24 protein-coding genes are annotated in these 23964 nt (G+C 63.4%); 16 read left to right on the top strand and 8 right to left on the bottom strand.

Annotated features, from left to right (window positions below):
- Positions 1-5: 5 nt before the first annotated feature.
- Complete coding sequence (locus tag ABFC66_RS15200; protein ID WP_346741814.1) at positions 6-1121, bottom strand: DUF2336 domain-containing protein; 1116 nt, start codon at positions 1119-1121, stop codon at positions 6-8.
- Between the two features lie 165 nt (positions 1122-1286).
- On the opposite strand from ABFC66_RS15200, the gene ABFC66_RS15195 reads away from it, so the two are divergent.
- From ABFC66_RS15195 to ABFC66_RS15185, 3 genes are read left to right on the top strand one after another with little or no spacing between them, the layout of a single operon-like run.
- Positions 1287-1607, top strand: a complete 321-nt coding sequence (locus tag ABFC66_RS15195; protein ID WP_346741813.1) for a hypothetical protein — start codon at positions 1287-1289, stop codon at positions 1605-1607.
- 39 nt (positions 1608-1646) lie between these two features.
- The gene (locus ABFC66_RS15190) at positions 1647-1922 is read left to right on the top strand and encodes a hypothetical protein (RefSeq protein ID WP_346741812.1); all 276 of its coding nucleotides are present in this window, start codon (positions 1647-1649) and stop codon (positions 1920-1922) included.
- A 35-nt stretch (positions 1923-1957) separates the two neighbouring features.
- The gene (locus tag ABFC66_RS15185; RefSeq protein ID WP_346741811.1) at positions 1958-2371 is read left to right on the top strand and encodes a hypothetical protein; all 414 of its coding nucleotides are present in this window, start codon (positions 1958-1960) and stop codon (positions 2369-2371) included.
- Positions 2372-2381: 10 nt separating this feature from the next.
- On the opposite strand, the gene ABFC66_RS15180 is transcribed toward ABFC66_RS15185, so the two are convergent.
- Complete coding sequence (locus ABFC66_RS15180; RefSeq protein WP_346741810.1) at positions 2382-3503, bottom strand: citrate synthase/methylcitrate synthase; 1122 nt, start codon at positions 3501-3503, stop codon at positions 2382-2384.
- Between the two features lie 111 nt (positions 3504-3614).
- On the opposite strand from ABFC66_RS15180, the gene ABFC66_RS15175 reads away from it, so the two are divergent.
- Both ABFC66_RS15175 and ABFC66_RS15170 read left to right on the top strand, forming a co-directional pair.
- On the top strand, positions 3615-4871 hold the full coding sequence (locus ABFC66_RS15175; protein WP_346741809.1) for a citrate synthase family protein: 1257 nt from the start codon (positions 3615-3617) through the stop codon (positions 4869-4871).
- Entirely contained in the window at positions 4868-5536 is a 669-nt protein-coding gene (locus ABFC66_RS15170) for an NAD(P)H-binding protein (protein WP_346741808.1), read from the top strand. Before ABFC66_RS15175 ends, ABFC66_RS15170 begins: the two co-directional genes overlap by 4 nt.
- A 2-nt stretch (positions 5537-5538) precedes the next feature.
- Here ABFC66_RS15170 and ABFC66_RS15165 read toward each other — a convergent pair whose 3' ends face one another.
- Entirely contained in the window at positions 5539-6717 is a 1179-nt protein-coding gene (locus ABFC66_RS15165; protein WP_346741807.1) for an ATP-binding protein, read from the bottom strand.
- A gap of 217 nt (positions 6718-6934) precedes the next feature.
- Between ABFC66_RS15165 and ABFC66_RS15160 the strand changes: the two genes are divergently transcribed.
- Both ABFC66_RS15160 and ABFC66_RS15155 read left to right on the top strand, forming a co-directional pair.
- Entirely contained in the window at positions 6935-8215 is a 1281-nt protein-coding gene (locus ABFC66_RS15160; RefSeq protein ID WP_346741806.1) for an MFS transporter, read from the top strand.
- A gap of 6 nt (positions 8216-8221) precedes the next feature.
- The gene (locus tag ABFC66_RS15155; RefSeq protein ID WP_346741805.1) at positions 8222-8986 is read left to right on the top strand and encodes a hypothetical protein; all 765 of its coding nucleotides are present in this window, start codon (positions 8222-8224) and stop codon (positions 8984-8986) included.
- 49 nt (positions 8987-9035) lie between these two features.
- Here ABFC66_RS15155 and ABFC66_RS15150 read toward each other — a convergent pair whose 3' ends face one another.
- Positions 9036-9941 (bottom strand): crotonase/enoyl-CoA hydratase family protein, encoded by a 906-nt coding sequence (locus ABFC66_RS15150; protein WP_346741804.1) that lies wholly within the window; start codon positions 9939-9941, stop codon positions 9036-9038.
- A gap of 231 nt (positions 9942-10172) precedes the next feature.
- Here ABFC66_RS15150 and ABFC66_RS15145 point away from each other — a divergent pair, with 231 nt between their 5' ends.
- The 5 genes from ABFC66_RS15145 (at position 10173) to ABFC66_RS15125 (ending at position 15556) form a co-directional block, all read left to right on the top strand.
- Positions 10173-11720: an AMP-binding protein gene (locus ABFC66_RS15145; protein ID WP_346741803.1), complete on the top strand. Its 1548-nt coding sequence runs from the start codon at positions 10173-10175 to the stop codon at positions 11718-11720.
- A gap of 87 nt (positions 11721-11807) precedes the next feature.
- Complete coding sequence (locus ABFC66_RS15140) at positions 11808-12290, top strand: OmpA family protein (RefSeq protein WP_346741802.1); 483 nt, start codon at positions 11808-11810, stop codon at positions 12288-12290.
- Between the two features lie 118 nt (positions 12291-12408).
- On the top strand, positions 12409-12861 hold the full coding sequence (locus ABFC66_RS15135) for a MaoC family dehydratase (protein WP_346741801.1): 453 nt from the start codon (positions 12409-12411) through the stop codon (positions 12859-12861).
- Positions 12862-12919: 58 nt separating this feature from the next.
- Positions 12920-13345: a peptide-methionine (R)-S-oxide reductase MsrB gene (gene msrB, locus ABFC66_RS15130; RefSeq protein WP_346741800.1), complete on the top strand. Its 426-nt coding sequence runs from the start codon at positions 12920-12922 to the stop codon at positions 13343-13345.
- A gap of 117 nt (positions 13346-13462) precedes the next feature.
- On the top strand, positions 13463-15556 hold the full coding sequence (locus tag ABFC66_RS15125; RefSeq protein ID WP_346741799.1) for a S9 family peptidase: 2094 nt from the start codon (positions 13463-13465) through the stop codon (positions 15554-15556).
- Between the two features lie 48 nt (positions 15557-15604).
- Here the strand turns inward: ABFC66_RS15125 and ABFC66_RS15120 are convergent, their stop codons facing one another.
- Entirely contained in the window at positions 15605-16138 is a 534-nt protein-coding gene (locus tag ABFC66_RS15120) for a DUF1254 domain-containing protein (RefSeq protein WP_346741798.1), read from the bottom strand.
- On the bottom strand, positions 16135-16710 hold the full coding sequence (locus ABFC66_RS15115) for a DUF1214 domain-containing protein (RefSeq protein ID WP_346741797.1): 576 nt from the start codon (positions 16708-16710) through the stop codon (positions 16135-16137). The genes ABFC66_RS15120 and ABFC66_RS15115 overlap by 4 nt, the downstream gene beginning before the upstream one ends.
- Positions 16711-16824: 114 nt before the next feature.
- Between ABFC66_RS15115 and ABFC66_RS15110 the strand changes: the two genes are divergently transcribed.
- Positions 16825-17586 (top strand): DNA-binding transcriptional regulator, encoded by a 762-nt coding sequence (locus ABFC66_RS15110; RefSeq protein WP_346741796.1) that lies wholly within the window; start codon positions 16825-16827, stop codon positions 17584-17586.
- On the opposite strand, the gene ABFC66_RS15105 is transcribed toward ABFC66_RS15110, so the two are convergent.
- Entirely contained in the window at positions 17583-19529 is a 1947-nt protein-coding gene (locus tag ABFC66_RS15105; RefSeq protein WP_346741795.1) for a cellulase family glycosylhydrolase, read from the bottom strand. The genes ABFC66_RS15110 and ABFC66_RS15105 overlap by 4 nt on opposite strands.
- Positions 19530-19672: 143 nt before the next feature.
- Here ABFC66_RS15105 and ABFC66_RS15100 point away from each other — a divergent pair, with 143 nt between their 5' ends.
- From ABFC66_RS15100 to ABFC66_RS15090, 3 genes are all read left to right on the top strand, one after another.
- Complete coding sequence (locus ABFC66_RS15100; protein WP_346741794.1) at positions 19673-20716, top strand: serine hydrolase; 1044 nt, start codon at positions 19673-19675, stop codon at positions 20714-20716.
- A 38-nt stretch (positions 20717-20754) separates the two neighbouring features.
- Positions 20755-21996: a serine hydrolase domain-containing protein gene (locus ABFC66_RS15095; RefSeq protein ID WP_346741793.1), complete on the top strand. Its 1242-nt coding sequence runs from the start codon at positions 20755-20757 to the stop codon at positions 21994-21996.
- A 142-nt stretch (positions 21997-22138) separates the two neighbouring features.
- Positions 22139-23044: an EamA family transporter gene (locus ABFC66_RS15090; protein WP_346741792.1), complete on the top strand. Its 906-nt coding sequence runs from the start codon at positions 22139-22141 to the stop codon at positions 23042-23044.
- Here the strand turns inward: ABFC66_RS15090 and ABFC66_RS15085 are convergent, their stop codons facing one another.
- A complete protein-coding gene (locus ABFC66_RS15085) occupies positions 23045-23911 on the bottom strand; it encodes a TauD/TfdA family dioxygenase (protein ID WP_346741791.1) in 867 nt (288 codons plus the stop codon). It lies immediately after the preceding gene.
- Positions 23912-23964: the final 53 nt, after the last annotated feature.

Raw genomic sequence — 23964 nt, 5'->3', positions numbered from 1 at the left:
ACGCCCTACTCTTCGACAGGCATGACGATCTGCGCGTCGCCCGAAATCGACCAATCCCACGAATGAAGGACGAGGTCCGCCCGGTCGATGGAGATCGCGTCGAAAGTCCTCACCACGCGCTCGACGTCAGTGCGGGAGGGAATGCTTCCACCGCGAATGCCGGTGGCATGGACCATGAGATCGCCGAACTCGGCGCGTGTAAGCCCGACCGCCTTGGCAAAGACGGCCAGGGGCTCGCCGCCCTGATCGCTGAGTATGCGGAATGCGGTTTCGGCGCGAATGCGGCCGGCCTGCGCCAGCTCGCCGACGAACTCCTCGATCCGCCCATCGGTTGCGAGACTTGCGAGCTGCGCAATATGCGATTTCGGAGCCGCCTTCGGCGGACGGACCATCGAGAGGATAACGCGAAGCGCCTCGTCCGCGCCCGCCACCTCGATGCCTCCTTCGAGCACGTCCTCAAGAGCTACATGCATCATGCGCCGCTCGACGGTGAACCGCGCGAGAATTTCGCTTCTGAGTTGCGCCGGGCTCCACCAGAACATGAGAAGCGCCTGGCGCGCATTGAGTTCCGGCCGCGCGAGCAGCAGCGGCACGAATTCAGGCTCGCTCGAACTCCGCCGTGCAAGCGCTTCCGCCGCGCGGTGAGAAAGCAGCGCACCCTTGTTCGCCAGCAACCGGCAAATGACCTGCCCATTGCCGTAATCGACCAGCGCATCGACGACCACCGGCGGCAACGAGCGGCGACCCGCGATGGCCAGCGCATGATCATGCCCGGCATCGCGAACGATGTCGGCGAGTTCGGTTGCACCGAGGCTCAGCGAATGCATCAGGATGGGTTCGGCGACGGCGAAGGCGTCGCGCGCCAGCGTCAGCGTGAGTTCCCGCGGGCCCTCCGGCAGCGGCGCGACGCGTTCGGCGAGACGCCTGCGCTGGGTTTCGTCGAGACGGGAGACCGCAGCCGCCATCACCATGTCGACAAGGCCACGCTCCTGCGCGGTAATGCGGCCCGGCGGCAGAACCGCAAGATCCGCCAGGCGTCGCAAGAGGAGATCGCGCTCATGGGCAGCCGTTGACGCGGGTGCGCCAAAACTCATGTTGCCCGGTATTGCGATCGAAGCCATGGTCGCCACTTGTCAGTCTCGGGAGGCAGCTCCTCCCGCAAAGACCCATCTGAGCACCATGCCTGTTAAAAGGTCGTAAACTATAAGGCGGCCTTCGCCTCACGCTTGCGGGCGCGTGCCGCATCGCTATGCTCGCCGCGACATGCCAGGAGCCGAAAAAGAATTATGACAAAGAATATGCTCAAAACCGCCCTGCTCTGCCTCGCCCTCGGCCTTTCCCTTTCGGGCTGCAGCACTTTTGGCGACGATCAGTCGGAAGACCCGGACTACCAGACGGGCTATTCCGCGGGTTGCGGCACCGGCACGGGTTATATCCCCGGCAACTCATCGACGGTCATTCGCGATCCCGACCTCTGGCGCACGAGCAAGGCTTATCGCGCCGGCTGGAAGAAGGGCTTCAACGCATGCCGTACCAGCATGGCCGCCGCTCCCGGCGCGAGCAGCGAATACGGCCGTGGCCGCGGCAACGGTCCGAGCGGATATTGACGGAAATCGGGTTTTGAAGATTTCAGCGGAGACCAACTGATGCGGATCATCCTTGGGCTGATTATCGTTCTCCTCGTGGCCGCCATTGCGGCGCCGCTCATTCGCTACGGAACGCTCGATCCCTGCCGGATGCTGGCCAAGGACCTTGCCCGCGACGCCTATTCGCAGGTCGCGACCGCCCTCGGCGCCGAACCCGGCAAGACGCCCGAAGCCGCCGAGAACATTGCCCGGGCCATGACGAGCCAATATTCGGAACGCGAATGCGTGTCGCGCCTCGTGGACCGCTGGCTCGGCGTCGAAGAGCCGCAGACGTAGCCGGCGGGCACCACAGGTTCACGGAGGTTCAGGCTGTGCGTTCGCCCCCAGGCACCGCCTTTCTGCTGGCGCTCGCCGTCATGACATTCGCGCCCGCTGCCGAGGCCGCTAGCCGCATATCGACGGGCGGGGATCTCGTGGCGGCCTGCCGCGCGCTTTCCGAACACCGGCTCAATCCGCAAGGCCCGACGCCACGTCCGGCCCTTCTGTGCCGCAAATACATCGCGGGCTATCTTGCCTCGGCAAACTATGTGCGCAGCAATGGCGACGCGAAAGAGGCGCTCGATCTTCCGCGCACCGCGGAAGACTGCGTCAGCATCGACGGCCCGCAATCCTACGACCAGCTTGCCTCGCGCATCCTGCGCCAGGCCGAGTGGCAGCCCGCGCTACTCGACAGACCAGCCGTCGAGTTGGCGCGAGCCGCCTTCGGACCGAAGCCGCCCTGTTGAGCCTTGCGGCTCACGCAGCCTTGTCGTCGGGCCACTGGCCGACATAGCGCGACTGCGGACGGATGAGCCTGCCGACGCGCTCCTGCTCGATCACATGGGCGCTCCAGCCCGCGACGCGCGACATGCCGAAGACGGCGGTGACGGCGCTGCGCGGAATGCCCAGAGCCTCAAGCAATACGGCTGTGTAGTACTCCATGTTCGTGTCGAGCCGCTGGTTGGGCTTCGCCGCCTTCAGAGCCGCCAGCGCCGCCTTCTCGACATCGCGCGCGAAACGCACGCGCTCATTGCCGTTGGTGAGCAGCATGACCGCCTGGTTGAAGACGTCGGCACGGGGATCGCGCACCTTGTAGACGCGATGGCCGAAGCCCATCAGCCGCTCGCCCCTGGCAATCTCACGGGCAAGCCACGCGTCGATATTGGCGCGAGTGCCGATATCGTCCAGCATGTCGAGCACCGGGCCGGGCGCGCCGCCATGCAGCGGTCCCTTCAAGGCGCAGAACGCGCCGACGATGGCCGAGATCATGCCCGCCCGCGTCGAAGCGATCACCCGCGCGGTGAAGGTCGACGCATTCATGCCGTGATCGGTGACCGTGACGAGATAGGCATTGAGCGCCTTCACCTCGGCCTCGCTCGCCGGACTGCCCTTCAGCATGCGGAGAAAATCGGCGGCATGCCCCGACGCGGCATCGGGCGCGATCGGCTCCTTGCCCTCATCGCGACGGCAGAGCGCCGCGATGAAGACAGGCGCCGAGCCCACGGCGCGGATATGCGGCAGAAGATCGCCCTCGTCCGCCAGAAGGGAAAAGCCGGTCCTGAGCCCCTCGGTCACCGTAAGGCCCTTCGTCGCGGCAAGCAGCGCGGGAACAAGCTTAAAGGCCTCGACGCGCGCCCGGCCAAGGCCATCGCGAACATCTTCCGCCGAGGGAGCGGGCTCCAGCCCCGCCACCCGCCAGAGCAGCGCGACCGCGCCCTCGAAGTCGTAAGCCGCGACCAGGTCCCCGACATCGTGGCCGGCAATGATGAGCCGCCCCGCCTCGCCATCGACATGGCTCAGGGGCGTTTCGGCGGCGACCACATTGTCGAGACCGAAGGCGGTCGCCCCGCTCCCAGCTGAAAAATGACCATTGGACATCTCACACCTCATTTCCCGAGGCGCCCGAGCGCGCCTCTCGGGTCAAAAATGTTGATCACCTCAATAATCGTCAATCTTGATTAAGCTAATCAATCTATATAAAAATAGGCCATGCCCAAGCTCGCCCCACCCCCGGAAAGCCTCTACCTCACGGCCAAGGAAGCCGCCGCCGAACTCGGCATCAGCCTTGCGACCCTCTATGCCTATGTAAGCCGGGACCTGATCCGCTCCGAACCTGTGCCGGACAGTCGGGCGAAGCGGTACCGGGCCGAGGATGTGCGCGCGCTGAAACAGCGCCGCGCCGCCGGAGCCTCCCCCTCATCGCCCCAGTTCGAAGGCGGACGAGACGCGCTCGCCGCCGCGCTCAATTTCGGCGGCGCACCGGTCCTCGATTCCGCGATCACGCTCATTTCCGACGGCAAGCTCCACTACCGCGGCTCGAACGCGATGGCGTTGGCGCGCAATTCGAGCGTCGAACAGGTCGCCGCCCTCTTGTGGGGTTGCCGCGATGTGCAGCCCTTCACACGCGACGCCGTGCCGAAAATGACGCCGCTGGTCGAAAGGCTCGCATCGGACCTCGCCGATGCGCCGCGCATCGAGCGTTGCCTCTCGCTGCTGCCGCTTGCCGGTCTCGACGATCCCTCCATCTACAACATGACCGATCGCGGCCTCGCCGCCACGGGCGCAAGGCTCATGCGCTTCGTTGCGGCCGTGATCGCGGGCGTCGCGCCCTCCGCCGATCCCGTACATGAAGTGCTTGCCCGTTCGCTCACCTTCGGCGACCGCCGGGCGGCGGAACTGATCCGCGCCGCGCTCGTCCTCTGCGCCGACCACGAACTCAATGCGTCGGCCTTCACCGTGCGGTGCGTCGCGGGAACCGGCGCCACGCTTTACGCGGCCGTTCAGGCCGGCATCTGCGCCGCGCAAGGCCCGCGCCATGGCGCCTTCACCAGCCGCGTCGAAAGCTTTCTCACCGATCTGGCCCATCGCCAGGACGTTGAGGACGCGGTGCTAAGTCGCCTGCGCAATGGCGATCTCGTGCCCGGCTTCGGCCATCCGCTCTATCCCGACGGCGATCCGCGCGCGGCGATGCTGCTCGACCTCATGCGCGCCAATCATGGCGACGACCCGGCGTTCCTCCGCGTTCAGCGCATCGTCGATGTCATGGCTGAAGCCGGCGGCGTCTATCCCAATATCGACTTCGCGGTCGGCGCCCTCTCCGTTACCCTGCGAATGATGCCCGGCACCGGCCTTTCGATCTTTGTGCTCGGCCGCACGGCGGGCTGGATCGGCCACGCCATCGAACAATATCGCTCCGGCCAGATGATCAGGCCCCGCGCCCGCTACACGGGAGAGGCACCGAAATGACCAGGACAGCTCTCGTTGCCGGCGCGACCGGCCTTGTCGGCGGTTTCCTGCTCAAGCGATTGCTCGACGCGCCAACCTATGACCGCGTCGTCGTGATAACGCGTCGGAGCGTTGGCCTCTCCCATCCGAAGCTCATCGAAATCGTCACCGATTTCGAGACGCTCGAGCTGGCGCTCGCGAAATCCGCCATCCATGCCGACGATGCGTTTTGCGCCCTCGGCACGACGATCAGGAAGGCGGGAAGCCAACCAGCCTTCCACCGTGTTGATTTCGACTATGTTGTGAATTTCGCCCGCGCCGCGAAAGCCTCCGGCGCGACGCGCTTTCTGCTCGTCTCGGCGATCGGCGCCAGCGCGCGTTCGTCGATCTTCTATTCGCGGGTGAAGGGCGAGGCGGAAGACGCGGTCGCCGCGCTCGGCTTTGAGGCGGCACATATCTTCCGGCCCGGACTCATCCTCGGCGAGCGCGGCGACAGGCGCCCCGCCGAAGCCGCGATGATGGGCGCAATGCCGTTTCTCAATCCGCTGCTCGTCGGCCCCGCAAAGATCTATCGCGGCATTCCGGCGGACACGGTCGCCGCAGCCATGGTCGCCGCCGCTGCCTCGTCGGCTAGAGGACGCATCGTTCACACCTACGCGTCCATGGCCTCTCTCGCGCAAGCCTGATCTCAGGCCGCGTCTGTCTTCGTCCTGTTCAGAACGCGCTCCGCCGGCAAGGTCACGCGCACCCGCGTTCCCTTGTCGAGCACGCTTTCGATCCAGAGCCGCCCTCCATGCGCCTCGACCATCGCCTTGGTCAGCGGCAGGCCGAGCCCCGTGCCTGCGCGCGTGCGCGTGAAGGAATTTTCCACCTGCTCGAAGGGCTCCAGCACCTTTTCGAGCTTGTCCGCCGGAATGCCGATGCCGGTGTCGGCCACCGCGAGTTCAAGGCCGCCGTCGGCGCGCTCCGCAAAGGACAGCGTGATCTTTCCGCCTGCAGGCGTGAACTTGATCGCATTGGAAAGAAGATTGACGAGGATGCGCCGCATCTGCTGCTCATCCGCCATGACATGCGGAAGATCGCCCGGCACACGCATTTCCAGCTGCACCCGCGCCGTCGCGACCGACTGGCGCAACATGCGCGTCACTTCCTCGCAGATTTCCAGCGGGCAAATCTCCGCATCGTGCAGATCGAACCGTCCGGCCTCGATCTTTGCCATGTCGAGCAGCTCATTGATCATGTGCAGCAGATGCACGCCGCTGCCGTGAATGTCGTGCACATATTCGAGATAGCGCGACGGCTCGATCTTGCCGAAGAGCTCCATGCGCATCAGGTCGGCAAAGCCGATGATCGCATTGAGCGGCGTGCGCAGCTCATGGCTCATGCTGGCGAGAAACTGCGTCTTGCTTTCGCTCGCGGCCTCCGCGCGGCGGCGCTGGCGCTCAAGCTCCTCGGCGCGGCGCATGTTGATTTCCGCCATGACGCGCATCAATACGGCCGCCGAGCCGAGGCCGATATAGTGCCCCTTTTCCACGACGATAAAGCCCTGAAGCGGTGAACTGCCTGCCAGCGCGGACAGCCGCGCGTTGATCTCCTCGCAGGTTGCGCTCGCGTCGACGATGGTCGGTGCCTTGTGCATCAGAGTCGTGATGGGCTGGCGGCCATAGACCTCGCGCCCATACATGCGCACATAGATGAGCATGAAATCCAGGCGGTTGACGAGGCCGACCGGACGCCCCCGGTCCACCACGGGAATGTTCAGCACGTCGCCATCCGAGAGAAGAAAATCGAAAACCTCGGCGCACGTGATCTCCGGGTCGATAGGCTCGACCGGCTCTGCTAGCTCGCGGGCAGTTGTCGTCGTCATCCTGAACTCGAGGCTGAAGAATCGAGGGCACATCCGACGCTCTTATCGCTCCCGCTTCCTTTACCACTGCCTAAAACGGCGCCTTTTCAGGCTATCGTCAAAAAAATTTCACATTCGCCGGCGGCAGGACGAGCATTGAACCGGCAAACGCGATAGAAGGCGACAAGGGAAGGCGAGGACCGGCGCATCGAGCGCCGTCGAGAGCGAGGGGAGCGTCATGAATCGGCCGGAAGAGCCGGTGGCGAAAGCCGCTGCGGGCGGAAGCGACGAATTCACCTGGTACATGTCGGGCGTCTGGATCTATTTCTTCTCGGCCGGCATCCAGGGTGTTCTCTTTCCGTGGATCGTCACCATCGTCCTGCATGAAAGCTCCGAGCGCGTCGGAATCGCGCAGATGCTTTCCATGCTCCCCATGATGGTGCTCGGCCTTTTCGGCGGCGCCGTGGCCGACCGGCGCGAATTGCGTGGCCACCTCTTCCGCCTGCAGCTCGCGGCGATCATTCCGCCGGCGGTCCTCGCGGCATTGATCTTCGGCGGCTGGCTCAGCTACCCACTCATGGTTTGCTATGCGCTCGTCATGTCGGCGCTCGGCGGCTTCGTGATGCCTGCCCGCGATGCCATGCTGTCCCGCGTTGCCGCCTCGCGCCCCGGCGCCCACATTCAGCATGCCGTCGCCCTCGTTCTGGGCGGCCAGTTTCTCGCCCAGGTGATCGGCTATCTCGTCGCCGGCAGCGCCACCGTCGTCGGGGCACCTGCCCTTCTGGTTCTCCAGTGCGCCGGTCTCGGGCTCGCTGCCTTCACGACGTCTCGGCTGTCATTCATTCCGCCCACGCCGCGCTCCGGCACCGCGTCATGGCTCTCGCCTTTCCGCGATGTCCGCGAGGGCCTCGAAGCGGTCTGGCGCCATGAAAGCATCCGCCCCGTGCTGCTTTACAGCTTCTTCTCCGGCGTGCTTTTCATGGGCGTTTTTCTCGTGCTCTTTCCGGTGCTCGTCCGCGATGTCTATCACGGCGCATCCTTCGAGATCGGCTTTCTCAATATGTGTTTCTTCGGCGGCATCGGCTTCTCGTCGCTGATGCTGAGCCGTTTCCGCCCGATCAGGCGGCAGGGCCGCGTGATGATGCTCACCGGCTTCACGGGCTCCATCGTCACCGTTCTCATGCATTTCTGCCCGCCGCTCTGGGCAGTGAATATTCTCGCCCTGATATGGGGCCTCTCCGGCGGCATCGCGATGAGCCAGTCCCGCGCCATCGTTCAGGAGGCTGCGACGGAGGCCTTGCGCGCGCGAATGCTCGCCGCCTTTCAGCTCGGCTCGATCGGTGGCGGGCCCATCGGCGCACTGCTCACCGGCTTCGTCACCAAATGGCTCGGCCCGCTCAATGCCTTGCTCGTGCCCTGCTCGCTGATGATGATGCTCTGGCTGGCGATCTTCTTCCTGACCCCGCTCTGGAACGTCACCGGACACAACCGCAACTACACGCCAAACCCGGAGCAGTGATAGAAAATGCTGAAGGCTGAAGACAACGGCGCAAGCAAGGTACCGGCAGTCACGCTCGTTTTCTGGATCATCAAGATCGCCGCGACGACGCTTGGCGAAACGGGCGGCGACGCCGTCTCCATGTCGCTCGATCTCGGCTATGCCCTCAGCAGCATCATCTTCATCGGCATCTTCTTCGTCGCCGTCATTGCTCAAATCAGAGCCAGGGTATTTCATCCAACCCTTTATTGGATGGTGGTCGTCGCAACCACGACGGCCGGCACGACAATGGCGGATTTCGCCGACCGCTCGCTGGGCATCGGCTATGCGGGCGGATCGTCGATCCTTCTGGCGCTGCTCATTGCGTCGCTAGGCGTCTGGTATCGCGCCGCCGGATCGGTGTCGGTTTCGTCCATCGTTTCGCCCAGGGTCGAAATCTTCTACTGGGTGACGATCCTCTTTTCGCAAACGCTCGGCACGGCGCTGGGCGACTGGATGGCGGACACGAACGGGCTCGGCTATGAAGGCGGCGCGCTTGTCTTCGGCGCCGGGCTTGCGCTGATTGCGGCGGCGTATTTCTTCACCAGGATTTCACATACGCTGCTGTTCTGGATGGCGTTCATCCTGACCCGCCCCCTCGGCGCGACGGTGGGCGATCTGCTCGACAAGCCGATCGAGCACGGCGGCCTCGCCTTCAGCCGCTATACGGCAACGGCCGTTCTCGCCGCCTTCATTATCGGCTGCATACTGCTTCTTCCGCAGAAGGCGGGCGGAAAGCCGAATGTATCGTGAGCGGGGCCGGGGTCCGCACCGGCAGGAACAGACCCCGGAATGCTCAGCCTCAGCTGTACTTGCGCTCGTCCCACCAGGGGAAGAACGACGGCATGTCGGTCGACACCTTGTTCGGATAGGTCGCCGGGCGCTTTTCGAGGAATGACATGACGCCTTCCTTGGCGTCCGCCGAGGCGCCGCGCGCATAGATGGCGCGGCTGTCGATCTTGTGCGCTTCCATCGGATGATCCTGCGCCGAAATACGCCATAGCATCTGGCGCGTCAGCGCAACGGAGACTGGCGCCGTGTTGTCGGCGATCTCGCGGGCGAGCGCGCGGGCAGCAGGGAGCAGCTCGTCGGCCTTGTAGACCTTCTTCACGAGACGGCCCTCATGCGCTTCCTGCGCATCGAACACGCGGCCCGTATAGGTCCATTCGAGCGCCTGGCTGATGCCGACGATGCGCGGCAGGAACCAGCTCGAGCAGGCCTCCGGCACGATGCCGCGGCGCGCGAAGACGAAGCCGAACTTCGCGTTCTCCGAGGCAAGGCGGATATCCATGGCAAGCTGCATGGTCACGCCGATGCCGACTGCCGGTCCGTTCACTGCCGCGATGACGGGCTTCAGGCATTCGAAAATACGCAGCGTCACGCGACCGCCGCCGTCGCGCACGGCGGGGTGGCTCCAGTCGATTTCGCCATTGGGCAGGATCGGCGAAGCCGACTTGTCGGGCCGATCTTCGCGCTGGGCATAGTCGAAAGTCTTGGCGCCCGCGGAGAGGTCCGCGCCGGCGCAGAAGGCGCGGCCCTCGCCCGTCACGATGATCGCGCGGACATTGTCATCCGCATCCGCCTTGTCGAAGGCGTCGATCAGCTCGGACATCATTTCGCCCGTGAAGGCGTTCAGCTTGTCCGGGCGATTGAGCGTAATGGTCAGAATCCCTTCCGCCACTTCGTATTTGATTGTCTCGTAGGCCATGCTTCCTCTCCCTGTTGATGGCAAATTGCCTGAATTTCTTGCCGTTTGCGCCGCGCGGCCCCTGCGTCAACGTACATGAGTTGACGAGGGCGTCATCTTGCGCTCACTTTCACGCAAAAGATGTGGCGCGGCGAATGTCCCGCCCAGATATAACAACGGACCAACATAAAAGCGAAGTCCGGCTCGGCGGAATGTGTTTCTGTCCGTCCAGAGCCCCGGGAGAGGACCCTAATGCATCCCTATATTCATGCGCAGAAGACGCCGTCGAAGCCCGCCTACATCATGGCGGCGACCGGCGAGACCGTGACCTTCAAGGAACTCGACGAACGCTCCAACCAGCTTGCGCATCTCTTTCGCGCGGCTGGCCTGAAGACGGGCGACTCCATCGCCATCTTCATGGACAACAACGTCCGCTATTTTGAAATCTGTTGGGCCGCCCAGCGCGCAGGTCTCTATTTCACCTGCGTCCCCTCGCGCCTCACGGCCAGCGAAGTCGCCTACATCGTCGGCGATTGCGGCGCGCGCCTCCTCTTCGTCTCGAAAGCTCTGGAGCCGGTCGCCGCCCAACTCGTGGCCGAGAAGCTCATTCCCAAGGTCGAGCGCTGCTTCGCCGTCGGCGGCGACGTTCCCGGCTATGAGAAATATGAAGACGCCCGCGCCGGCTTCCCGACGACGCCGATCGCCGACCAGACCGCCGGCACCGACATGCTCTATTCGTCGGGCACGACAGGCCGTCCGAAGGGCGTGAAGCATCCGCTGACCGGTGGGCCCATCGACGAGGTGAACGCTCTCGCCGGCCTCGCCCAGCTGCTCTACGGCTTCGACGAAAACACGATCTACCTCTCGCCCGCGCCGCTCTATCACGCCGCGCCGCTCCGCTGGTGCATGACCGCCCAGCGTCTCGGCGGCACCGTGATCGTGATGGAGCATTTCGACGCCGAGGAAGCGCTGAAGCTCATCGAGAAGTACAAGGTCACGCACAGCCAGTGGGTGCCGACCATGTTCGTTCGTATGCTGAAGATGCCGGAAGACGTCCGCAAGAAGTACGATGTGTCGTCGCTGAAAGTCGCGATTCACGCCGCCGCTCCCTGCCCCGTGCCGGTCAAGCAGCAGATGATCGACTGGTGGGGCCCGGTGATCTTCGAATATTACGCAGGTTCGGAAGGCAACGGCTTCTGCGCGCTCAACTCGCAGGAATGGCTCGCTCATAGGGGCTCCGTCGGTAAGGCGCTCAACGCCATCGTCCATATCTGCGACGACGAAGGCAATGAACTTCCGATCGGCGAAGCAGGCACCATCTACTTCGAAAGCGAGACCAAATTCGAATATCACAACGACCCGAAGAAGACCGCCGAGAGCCGCCATCCCAAGGGCTGGTCGACGCTGGGCGATATCGGTCGTCTCGACGAGGAAGGCTATCTCTACCTCACCGACCGCAAGGCCTTCATGATCATTTCCGGCGGCGTCAATATCTACCCGCAGGAAGCAGAGAACACGCTGGTCCTCCACCCGAAGGTCGCGGACGTCGCGGTCATCGGCGTGCCCAATGAGGATTTCGGCGAAGAGGTGAAGGCCGTCGTCCAGCCCGTCGACTGGAACGATGCGGGCCCGGCGCTCGAAGCGGAGCTCCTGGAGTTCTGCAAGCAGCACCTGTCGCCCATCAAGTGCCCGCGCTCGGTCGACTTCGAAGAGCAGCTGCCGCGCCATCCGACCGGCAAGCTCTACAAGCGCCTCATCCGCGACCGCTACTGGGGCAACAAGGAATCCAAGATCGTCTGATCTGACCTGCGGGCGGCCACTGGCCGCCCGCATCGTTTCCGCCGTTCGATGTGCTAACTTGGGCCCCGAATCTGAAAGGGGGCAACCATGAACATCGCCAATCTGACGCGCGCCGCTGCCGGTCTCGCCATTGCCTTCGCCCTTCTCGCGCCGCTCGCGGCAACGCCAGCCATGGCGGACGAGGTTTCGACCTATGGCGGCCGTTGCCGAAACAATCCCGGCGCCGGCCGCGCCTTCACCCAGGACTACTACGTCTACTTCGACACCAATTCGAGCCGCATCAAGCCGGACGGCCAGAAGCGGATCGAATATGTTCATGGCCTTGCCACCGGCAAACAGGCGGGGCAAATCTGCCTATTCGGCAAGTCGAGCAAGACGGGCGACGCGGCCGCCAATGCCCGGCTGGCCCGCAAGCGCGCCTCAAATGTGGCCCGGGCCTTCGAAGCCCTTGGTTGGCCGCGCTCGAAGATCGTCATCGTGTCCGAAGGCGAGGCCTGGGGCTGGCTTGAGGAGGCCCTGACCTCCGATTCCGAGGACGACCGCCGCGTCCGCATGCGCCTGTCCTTCTGAAGAAGGCGGCCTCCGATTCCCGGTTGGCGGCGCGGCCATGCGCGGCTAGGTTACCCGCCAACGGGACCGGCCATCCGGCCCCTGCGGAATACCCCATAATTCGAACGGGAGACAGCGCATGCGCACCTTCAATACAGTCGCCGAATACATCGCCGAGAAGGGCAACGAAATCGGCGTCAGCGATTGGGTCCAGATCGACCAGGACCGGATCAACAAGTTCGCCGAAGCGACGGGCGACCATCAGTGGATCCACGTCAATCCCGAGCGCACCCAGAAAGAGCTGGGCATGCCCACCATCGCGCATGGCTATCTGACGCTGTCGCTGCTCCCCTACCTCATGGGCATGGTCAGCACCGTCAAGAGCGCGACCCGTGGCATCAACTACGGTTCGAACGCGGTGCGCTTCACGCAGATGGTGCCGGTCGGCTCCAAGGTCCGCGCCCGCGTGAAGCTGAAGGACGCCCAGCCCAAGGCCGGCGGCTGGCAGGTCACCAATGAGGTGACCATGGAGATCGAAGGCCAGGAGCGCCCGGCAATGGTCGCCGAGACGCTGAGCCTCATTTTCGAATGAGATTCCGCCCGCGCCGCGTCCTGCGGCGCGGGCATTCTTCTCCCAGCGGAGGTTCCCCATGTCCGATAAGTCCCGCCCCAAGGTGGTCAAGAGCGACACGGAATGGCGCAAGGAACTGACGCCCGAGCAATATCAGGTGACGCGGCAGGCCGGCACCGAGCGCGCCTTCACCGGCCCCTGGCTCGACGAGCACCGCAAGGGCACCTTCCATTGCGTCGCCTGCGGCACGCCCCTTTTCCGCTCCGAAACGAAATATGAAAGCGGCTCCGGCTGGCCGAGCTTCTTCGCGCCTATCGCACCGGAGGCAATCGAAGAACTTGAAGACGTCTCCCACGGTATGCGCCGCGTCGAAGCGCGCTGCGCCACCTGCGAAGCCCATCTCGGTCACGTCTTCCCCGATGGCCCCCGCCCGACCGGCCTGCGCTTCTGCATGAACGGCACCGCCCTCGACTTCGAACCCGACGACGAGCAGGAAGCGCCGTAGTTCAATTGAAAGTGTCATCCCGGCCTGGTGCCGGGATCCAGGGGCAACACGCTCCGAGCAAGCGGCCCCTGGACCCCGGGACAAGCCCGGGGTGACAAATAAAAGAAACACACGAACATGAATCTCACGCCTCCCGCCGTCGCGCCGGTCGCCGCAAGGCATGCGCAATCCGATACGCATCACGGGATTACCCGCACCGACGATTATGCGTGGCTGCGCGATCCGAACTGGCGCGACGTCATGCGAGACCCGGGCGCGCTCTCACCCGAAATTCGCGCCTATCTCGAAGCCGAGAACGACTACACGGATGCAGCACTCGCGCCGCTTGAGGATTTGCGGGCGACGCTCTTCGCCGAGATGAAGGGCCGCATCAAGGAGGAAGACTCCTCCGTTCCCTCGCCCGATGGCCCTTTCGCCTATTACCTCCGCTACGCGCAAGGCTCGCAGCATCCGATCTTCTGCCGCCGCAACGCGGACGACGCGGAGCAAGTCCTTCTCGACTGCAACAAGGAAGCGGAAGGCGAAGCCTATTTCCGCATCGGCGAAGTCGATCACGCACCGACGCATGATCTCATTGCCTGGTCGACGGATCGCAAGGGCTCGGAATATTTCACGATCCGCATCCGCGACGCCGCGAGCGGAAAGGACCTTGCCGACGAGATTTCCGATACATCGGGCGACATCGCTTGGGATGCGAAGGGCAAGAGCTTCCTCTACGTGCATGTGGACGAAGAACACCGACCGCTGAAGGTCTTCCGCCATGTCGTCGGCACGTCCGCGACGGACGACACGCTCGTCTATGAGGAAGAAGACCACGCCTTTTATGTCGGCGTCGGCAAGACGCAGAGCGGCCGCTTCCTGCTCATCGACACGCATGACCATCAGACCAGCGAAATCCGCCTCATTCCGGCGGATGCGCCCGAAACGCCGCCGCGTCTCGTCGCCGCTCGCGAGCATGGCGTCGAATACGACATCGAGCATGACGCCGACCGGGAACGCTTTCTCATTCTCACCAATCTCGGAGAAGCAGAAGACTTCAAGCTCATGGAAGCGCCCGCTGCCGCGCCTGAACGCGCAAACTGGCGCGACTTCGTGCCCCATCGTCCCGGCACGCTCGTCCTTTCGCATGTTGCCTATCGCAACCACCACGCGCGGCTCGAACGCCGCGACGGTCTGAGCCGGATCGTCATCCGCCGCCTCGGCGACGGCACTGAACACGAAATCGGCTTCGACGAGGAGGCCTACGATCTCAACCTTTCGGCTGGCTACGAGTACGACACCACACGCACACGCTTTTCCTACAACTCCATGACGACGCCCGCCGAAGTCTATGACTACGACATGGAGAGTCGCGAGCGCACATTGCGGAAGCGTCAGGAAGTTCCCTCAGGCCACAATCCCGCAGACTATGTTACGCGTCGGATCTTCGCCACCGCGCCGGACGGCGAACTCGTTCCCGTCTCGCTGCTCTATCGCAGGACGACGAAGCTCGACGGCAGCGCGCCATGCCTGCTCTATGGCTATGGCTCATACGGGATCAGCATCCCCGCCTCATTTTCGGTGACGGCCCTTTCGCTTGTCGATCGCGGCTTTGTCTACGCCATCGCTCATATTCGCGGCGGCATGGAAAAGGGCTATCGCTGGTATTCCGACGGCAAGCTCATGAAGAAGCGCAACACCTTCGCGGATTTCATCGCCGCCGGCGAGCATCTCGCGAAGGAAGGCTTCACCTCGCGCGGCCGGATCGTCGGCCATGGCGGCAGCGCAGGCGGCATGCTGATGGGCGCAGTCGCCAACATGGCGCCGGACCTCTTCAACGGCATCATCGCCGAAGTGCCTTTTGTCGATGTCATGGCGACGATGCTCGACGCATCGCTGCCCTTGACGCCGCCCGAATGGAACGAATGGGGCAATCCCATCGAAGATGAGAACGCCTACAGATACATGGCGTCCTATTCGCCTTACGACAATGTCCGGGCGCAGGCCTATCCGCACATCCTGGCGCTTGGCGGTCTCACCGATCCGCGCGTCACCTATTGGGAGCCGGCCAAATGGGCGGCGAGGCTCCGCGCGCTGCGCACTGACGGAAACCTGACGCTGCTGCGCATCAACATGGATGCGGGCCATGGCGGCGCACCCGGCCGTTTCGAGCGGCTGAAGGAAGTCGCGCTCGTCTTCTCTTTCGCGCTCGCGATCAGCGATCGGGCCTGAACGAACCGGGGCCGCGCTCCCTCCTCGGACCGCGGCCCCGTTCGGCGCTCACCCATGAAGGGAAGCGCAGGTCCCCCTCTTGCGGGCTTCATCGAGCGCCGGGAATGCCTCCGGGCTCTCGACCACGCGACGCACCAGCACGAGCCCCTTTGCGGTCGGCGCCGTCACAACATCGGCACCCGTCGGAACGTCCGCTGGCGCGGAAGCGCCCTTGGGCAGGATGACAACGTCGAGCTCCCTGCCCTTCGCGTCGCGATCGTTACGCACAAAGTAATTATCCGTCGTCGACGAATAGAGCGCGACCGAGGTATAGGGCTCGGTCAGCGGCACCTGCACACGCACCGGCCCCTTCGAGAGATCGAGAATGCAGATCGAATAGGCGAGATCCGGGCTCGGCCGGACGACACGCCGCGCGGCGGAGGTCGCCAGCGGCAGCTCGGCGAACTCGTTCACCTTCGCATCGCCCGCCACCGCGCTCATCACCTTCGTCATGATAACGCGGGGAAGCGCCCAGACAACTGCCACATGAACGGCGCCTGCCACGATCGCGGCGCCGACAACGAATGTCAGGACACGCTTCATTTGCAGCTCTCCTTCACGATATGCGGAAGTTTGGCCGAACCCGGCGCGGCCTGGACGGATTGATCCGGATTGTAAAAGCGGGCCGTCATGTCGAAGCTTTCCCCCGCCTTGACGGGCAGCCAGTTGCCTTGCTGACGCTCCGCCGAGACGCGCACGATGTAATGCCCATCGGCCTCGCGCTTCACGGTCGTCTTGGCGAATGAGTAGATGTTGGCTTCGTTCGGAATGAGGAAGCTGTCCGGGCCATAGGCCGTCACGCTCCACCAGCGCGCGGCGAGATCCTTGCCTTCGACCACATAGGTGCAGTTGCCGGACAAGGGCGCGCCTGAATCGTCCGTCTGCGCTGTATAATAAAGCGTTTCCTTCTTGTCGAGCGCGAGAAGCCCGTAAAGAGCGACACGCGCCCGCGTATACATGCCAGCACTCGCGCTGCCGAAATCGGTACCTGTCTTCCAGGGCCCAACGCTGTAGCCGCCATCGAGCTGGCCAAGCCCCAGCATCATGCGCGCCGATCCGAGGCCGAGCGCAATGCCCAGCACGATCATGCCGCCCCAATAGGCGATCTTTTTCATTCCGCTTCCTCCATTTCGGCGTTCCGGTCGGAACCGGCCATTACTAGACGCGAGGAGCCCGCCGAGGCGCGATCAAAGTTTTGCAATTCCGCAATGCGGAATTATCATCGCCCCATGGACAAGGAGCCTGTACAGCCCGTCCTCCGGGCGCTGCGCATTCTCGAGGTGCTCAACGAGGAGACGGTGACCACGCTTGAGCGGCTTCACCAGCGAACCGCGCTGCCGAAACCGACGCTTGTTCGCCTGCTCGACACCCTGATTGCCGGCAAATATGTGCGCCGCGTCTCACGCCGCGCGGGCTACGGCCTCACCGATCGCGTTCTCCAACTGTCCGACGGCTTCCGGCATACCGACCGCGTCGTCGAGGTGGCGCGGCCCATCATGCACGCGCTGACCGCGAAATATAAATGGCCCGTCGCGCTCGCGACCTTCGACGGCGACGCCATGATCGTGCGCGCCGGCACACTTCACAAAAGCCCGCTCGGCACCGGTCCAAATTATCTCGATGCGCGCCTGCCCATTCTCCTGTCCGCGCTTGGCCGCGCCTATATCGCCTTCTGTCCGGAGACGGAGCGCCAGACGATCCTGGCCGTTTTACGCGCGTCGAAAGCGCCGATGAACGCCATGGCGAAGGATGACAAGGCGGTCACGCGGCTCATCGCGAGCATCCGCAGGCTCGGCTACGCCTCGACGGTTCCAATGCCGGACGAACTGGCCACCGGTCTCGCCATCCCCGTCATGCAGGGAGACGAAGTCGTGGCGGCGCTCACCATGCGCTATTTCGGCTCGGCAATGAGCGACGAGGAGGCAGCGCGCCGCTACCTCGCGCCCATGCGCGCTGCCGCCGAGGAAATATCGGCCTCGCTTACCGGCTAACCAATTCGCGCGATGCTGACGCCCACCTTGCCGGGCATATCCGCCCGCACGAGCAGGCGCTGATTGGCGTCGTCACGCACCGCCGCACCGCCTTCGACCTCGACCGTGAAGCCCTTGGGATATTGAAGCCTCGGCACGAAGATTTCGGTCTCGCCCTCGCGCGTCGCCTCATAGACATAACGGAATGCGCCCGTCTCGCGCTTGAACTTCATCTTCAGCGGACGGCCCGCCGTCGTTCGCGCATAGGGCCTGACAAATCCCTCGAGCGCGCGACCGCCACTGTTGATGTCGCTGGACGATCCGCGCTGATCGGCGGAATAGATGGAAAGGTCTTCCTGGTTCCAGCCGTCGCCCACCGCCTGATCGTTGCGGTTCGACGCCGTGTAGTTCCATTGCGTCGAGGAGATGAGCAGCGCATCCATGGCGTTGTACATGAGATCGAGCGCGACGATATGCTCCTGCCACGGCCCCGACCCATGATCGCCTGTCGCCCATGCCTTGTAGGCCGCGGCGTGGTCGAGATCGAAGGGAATGCCGAATTCGCCGATCAGCGTCGGCGCGCCGAGACCTTCATTGAGAGAGCTTCCCAGATTCTTGATGAAGGCGAGATTGCGCGTATAGGAATCCTCCCGCGCCTGCATCTTGTCGGGCGTTTCGGGAATCCGGAACTCCTTCGTCACCAGCGTGCCTACATCATACCAATGGCTCGCATTGACGGTGCCGCGCGGCGTATCCTTCGGAAAGCCATGGCCGAGACGCCAGGGATCGACCTCGGCAAAAAGCAGCCAATCGGGATCGATGGCGCGCACGCGCTCCGCCACGCGATGGAAGAAGGGCGACATGAAATCGCGTTCCATGCTGACGGCGTGTCCACCGCGTTTCATGAAGAAGAATTCGTCGACGACCTCGACGCCGCCGCCCTTGATGCGATAGGCGCCTTCCTTTTCAAAGGGGCATTCCACGCCCTCGCGCCAGATCGAAACCTTGCCGGCATTGATGCGCTCGTCGTCCACGCGAACGACCTTGCCCAATGTCTTGTCGACCCGGAAATTCGGTATGTCGCGCGAAAGACCGCGCGCGACCGCGAGCCCATCCAGCGGCGACCAGGCAAGACCCGGCTGCGGCCCGCTTCCATCGATCTCGCTGGGGCCGATATGGCGATAGCTCAGATGCTTTTCGACATAGCCCGAACCCGGCTCGTTGAGTGAATCGAAGCCGAGCACATTGGGCAGCCCCTTCACGCGATGCGCCACTGCCTCCATGGCGCCGAGATAATGATCCTGCAGGAAGTCCTGCACGTTGCGGCCATCAACCTTGAAATCCGGACAAAACGTGTTGCCCGCAAAGAAGAACGTCCACATCAGCGCGTTGGCCGGATAGCGGTAATTCTGCGACCAGGTCATGGTCGGATAGCGGTCCTCCTGCCGTCCGCCGCGCGTGAAATCATATTTGTATTGCATCACATGCGCGGCGCCCGCCGCATGGAACTTCGTGAAGTCGAGACCAACCGCCTCGAAGGTCCATCCCGGCGCGCCGTCGCCGCCGGTCATGCGGCTCCATACATCCTGATGGAAGTCGATGAAGACATAGAGCCCGTGCGCGTCCGCCATGCGGCAGAGCGTGGCAAAATAGTCGAGATAGGCTTCGTCATGAATGCCCGGTCCGGCGTGTTCGACAGCCTCCCACGTCGTCAGCAGGCGGATGCAATTGAAGCCCCAGGCCTTCAGTCTGCCGAGATGTTCCGCCGCCTCATCGAGCGGAAACGGGCGGCCGACAAAGGAAACGGTCCTGTGATCGGAGAAGTCGGTCGGAATGTTCGTATGCCCGTTTGGCGTGAAGGGAACCTTGCAATCGCCACCTAGATTGACGCCCCGCAGGATATGCGTCCTGCCATCCTCGCCCTCGAACCATTCGCCTTCGATCTGGAGCCGCGGTAACGCCATTCTCTTCTCCCCATCAGGTTGTTGGGATTGAGGATAGCGGTCTCTCCGCCAAGCACAACGGTTAGCGTGCCTGCCGGACCTTTCCCATATGTCGAAAAAACAGTTAGTTTTGAGCGAACCCAACCGCATTCGACGGACCACGCATGACATTCCTGCCGCCGCTTCCCCCGCAGCCCGCCGGTACGCCCTGGCCCACCGAGGAATGGCCGCTTGGCAACCTGCCGACCGGCATGGATCGTGCGCGCTTCGATGCGCTGGTCGATGCGCCCTTCGTCCATCAGCATGGGGACTTCGGCGAGACCTTCGCCTTCGTCGCAGTGCACAAGGGGCGACTGGTCCATGAGCGCTACGGTCCCAATTTCGGTCCCGACGTCACCTGCCCCTCATGGTCGGAAGCCAAAAGCATCACGCAGGCGCTGGTAGGGATTCTGGTGGGCGACGGCAAACTCGACATTCATGCGCCGGCCGATGTCCGTGAATGGCGCGAGGCGACCGACGATCCCCGCCGCGCGATCACACTCGATCTCCTTCTGCGCATGTCGAGCGGCCTCGCCTTCATTGAGGAATATTCGCCCGATCGTCCCTCCGACGTGGTCGAGATGCTCTGGGGCAAGGGCAAGGACGATGTGGCGCATTTCGCCGCCTCCTTCCCTCTCGCGCACAAGCCCGGCTCCTTCTATTCCTATGCGAGCGGAACGACGAACATCGTCAGCCGCTGTGCTGCCCAGGCTGCTGACGCCTTCGGCCCGGATTTCGAACGGTTCATGCGGGGGCGTCTCTTCGATCCCATCGGCATGAAATCGCCGCGGCCGAAATTCGACAAGGCCGGAACATTCATCGGCTCGTCCTTCTGCTTCTCGACGCCGCGCGACTTTGCGCGCTTCGGCCTGCTCTATATGCGCGGCGGCGTCTGGGACGGAAGGCGCATTCTGCCGCCGGGTTGGGTCGATTATGCCCGCACACCGACATGGCAGCAGGAGACGACGCCCGACGGCCCCTATGGCGCACATTGGTGGCTTGGACTCGGCGGGCCAGGCTCCTTTTCGGCCAATGGCTATGAGGGCCAGTTCACAGTCATTGCGCCCGATATCGACCTCATTCTCGTGCGCAACGGAAAGGCGCCCGGCACCACGGAGAAGGAAAACGTCAGACGCTGGCTCGGCGAAATCGCGAACTGCTTCCGCTGACGCTGCCACAAAAGAAAAACAAACGGGGAGGATTGATTATGAACATCGCCACAAAGCTCGCTCGGCCCGAGGATGTCGGTCTCAATGCGGATCGCCTCGCCGCCATTCCTGATTATTTCGGCTCCTATGTGGACAAGGGCAAGCTCGCAGGCCTTTCAACGCTCGTTTCACGGCGTGGCCAGATTGTCCATTTCGAGAGCATCGGCAAGCGCGACCGCGACCTGGGTGCGCCCATGGAGCGTGACTCGATCTTCCGCATCTACTCCATGTCGAAGCCGATCACGAGCGTCGCGTTGATGATGCTCTTCGAGGAGGGGCACTTTCAGCTCAACCACGAAGTCGCGCGCTACATTCCAGAGTTCAGGAAGCTCCGCGTCTGGGCAGGCGGAACAAATGCCGCCTGGGCGACGAAGGAACCGGCGCGTCCGATGACGATCCGCGATCTCCTCACGCACACGTCGGGCCTCACCTATGACTTCATGAACCAGCATCCGGTGGATCGGCTCTATCGACGAGCAGGCATCGACAGTCTGGCAAAAGACAAGATGACACTGAAGGAGATGATCGAGCGTCTGGCCGATATCCCCCTTCTCTTCTCTCCCGGCGAGTACTGGAACTATTCCGTCGCCACCGATGTCTGCGGCTATCTGGTCGAGGTACTTTCCGGTCGGCCGCTCGATGAATTCCTTCAGTCGCGGATATTCATGCCGCTCGGCATGGTCGATACGGGCTTCACCGTGCCGAAGGAAAAGCTCCACCGCTTCACGGCCAATTACGAGAAGGACGCGCAGACGGGTGAAACGCGCCTCGTCGACCGGAGCGACGAGTCCAGCGCCTATGTGAAGGCGAAGCCCTTCCTTTCCGGTGGCGGCGGCCTCGTCTCGACCATGACGGACTATTGGCGCTTCTGCCAGATGTGTCTCAATGGCGGCGAACTCGATGGCACGCGCATCATCTCGCGCAAGACGCTCGAATTCATGCGGCTCAACCATCTGCCCGGCGGGCGCACGATGAAGGAGATGAGCCTGTCGAGCTTCGGCGAGCTCGCCGCGGAAGGCGCGGGCTTCGGCCTTGGCTTCCAGGTGATCCTCGATCCCGCGGAAGCGCAGTCCATCGGCTCGGTCGGCAACTATTCATGGGGCGGCGCCGCCTCGACCTATTTCTGGATCGACCCCGAAGAAGAACTCGTGGCCATCCTGATGACGCAGCTCATGCCGTCGAGCACCTACCCGCTGCGGCCTCAAATGCAGCAGCTCGTTTACGCGGCAATCGAGGATTGATCGGCGCGATCAATGTGAGGCGGCTGGGTCACGCCCGATCCGAATACGTCATGGCCGGGCTTGACCCGGCCATTCACGTCTTCCTTTATGGGGCATCGCAAGCGAAGACGTGGGCGCGGCGTTAAAGCGCGCGCAATGCATCATGCCCCTCTGGATACCCCTCACCATTGCCGCAGCCTTTCTGCAGAACATGCGTTCGACGCTGCAGAAGCAGCTGACGGGCGACCTCTCTGCCATCGCTGCAACCTATGTGCGCTTCGCCTTCGGACTGCCCATCGCGCTCGCTTATTTCTGGGGCCTTCATGCGATTGCGGGCTACGACATCCCGACGCCGAACCGGACGTTCCTTCTCTACTGCGCCATAGGCGGTTTCGCACAGATACTGGCGACGGCGCTGCTTGTCGCGCTCTTTGCCTATCGGAACTTCGCCGTGGGCACGACCTATTCGAAGACAGAGACAGTACAGGCCGCCCTTTTTGGCATCATTGTGCTAGGCGATCATCCAAGCTCCGGCGCCGTCGTCGCAATCCTTGTAAGCCTCGCGGGCGTCGTTGCGATCTCGATAGCGAAATCGCATCTGACCTTCGCGAATTTCGTTCGTTCATTCGCGGAGCGTCCGACGCTGATGGGCCTCGGCTCGGGCGCAGGCTTCGGCATTTCAGCAGTCGCCTATCGCGCCGCCTCGCTCTCGCTCGGTCGCGCCGACTTCCTGATGCCCGCCGCCTTCACGCTCGTCGTGGTGCTCGTGATCCAGACCGTCGCCATGACGGCATGGCTCGCATGGCGCGAACCGTCCCAACTCATCGGCACCGCGCGGGCGTGGAAAGTCAGCTCACTCGTCGGCATCGCGGGGTCGCTTGCCTCGATGGGCTGGTTCACCGCCATGACCATCGAGAATGCCGCCTATGTCCGCGCGCTCGGACAAATCGAACTCGTCTTCACCTTCGCCTCGTCGCATTTCCTGTTTCGCGAGAAGACGGAGCGGCTCGAGCTCATCGGGATATTGCTTGTGATCGGCGGGATTTTGCTGCTGCTTTTTACGAGGTAGTCAGCGCGGTCTGTCGCCCGCCGTCGTCGTGCGATACATCAGCCGCCGGTGTCCGTCATAGCCGCCATCGGCGTAATGCTGGACGCAGCGATTGTCCCACATGGTCAGCATGTCGACCTGCCAGTGATGGCGATAGACATATTTCTCCTGCGTCGAATGCTTCGTGAGGAGGCCGATCAACGCCTCGCCTTCATCCCTCGTCATGCCTTCGATACCGATCGTGTAGACGCGATTGACATAAAGGCTCTTGCGGCCCGTCTCCGGATGCGTCCGCACGATGGGATGAAGCTCGGTCTTCTTCGCTTCGTCCGACGGAATGATCGTCATCGACCGCGCCTTGCCTTCATTGGCGTAGAAGCCTTCCTTCGAATAGGGAAGCGCCGCGCTGTGAACCGCATTGAGCGGCGCGAGCATCTTCTTCATCGCGTCGGAAAGATCGTCATAGGCCGCATACATGTCGGCGAACAGCGTGTCGCCACCGACAGGCGGCGTGATCTTCGACAAAAGCAACGTCGCCGCAGGTGGCTCCGGCTGAAACGAATAATCGGAATGCCAGCCCGCGCCGAAATTGGACGAACGCTCATCGGGCTCGCGGCGGAGTTCGAGCACGTTCGGATGGCCGTCGAGCGGCTTGATGAAATCGGTGCGCCCCCAGTTTCCAATCGACAGCGTGAAGCGCTCCAGTTCGTCGAGCGAAAGCGGCTGGCCCGAAAACCAGACGACGCGATGCGCGAGCCAGGCGCGGCGGATGTCGGCCACCACGCCCGCGCCGAGCGGCTGGCGCAGATCGACGCCGGTGATCGCGGCGCCGAAGCCGTCCGCCCTCGGCGCGACGCGAATGGATGTCTTCTCGGCTGCCTCAGCCATGTGTCCCTCCTCCGCTGCCGGTTGGTCCGGCTTGCTCTTCATGGCTTAAAGTC

The organism is Parvibaculum sp. (assembly GCF_039680535.1).
GTDB lineage: Bacteria > Pseudomonadota > Alphaproteobacteria > Parvibaculales > Parvibaculaceae > Parvibaculum.
The sequence above is the reverse complement of the archived record's forward strand: the minus strand, read 5'-3'. Positions and strand labels throughout refer to the sequence as shown.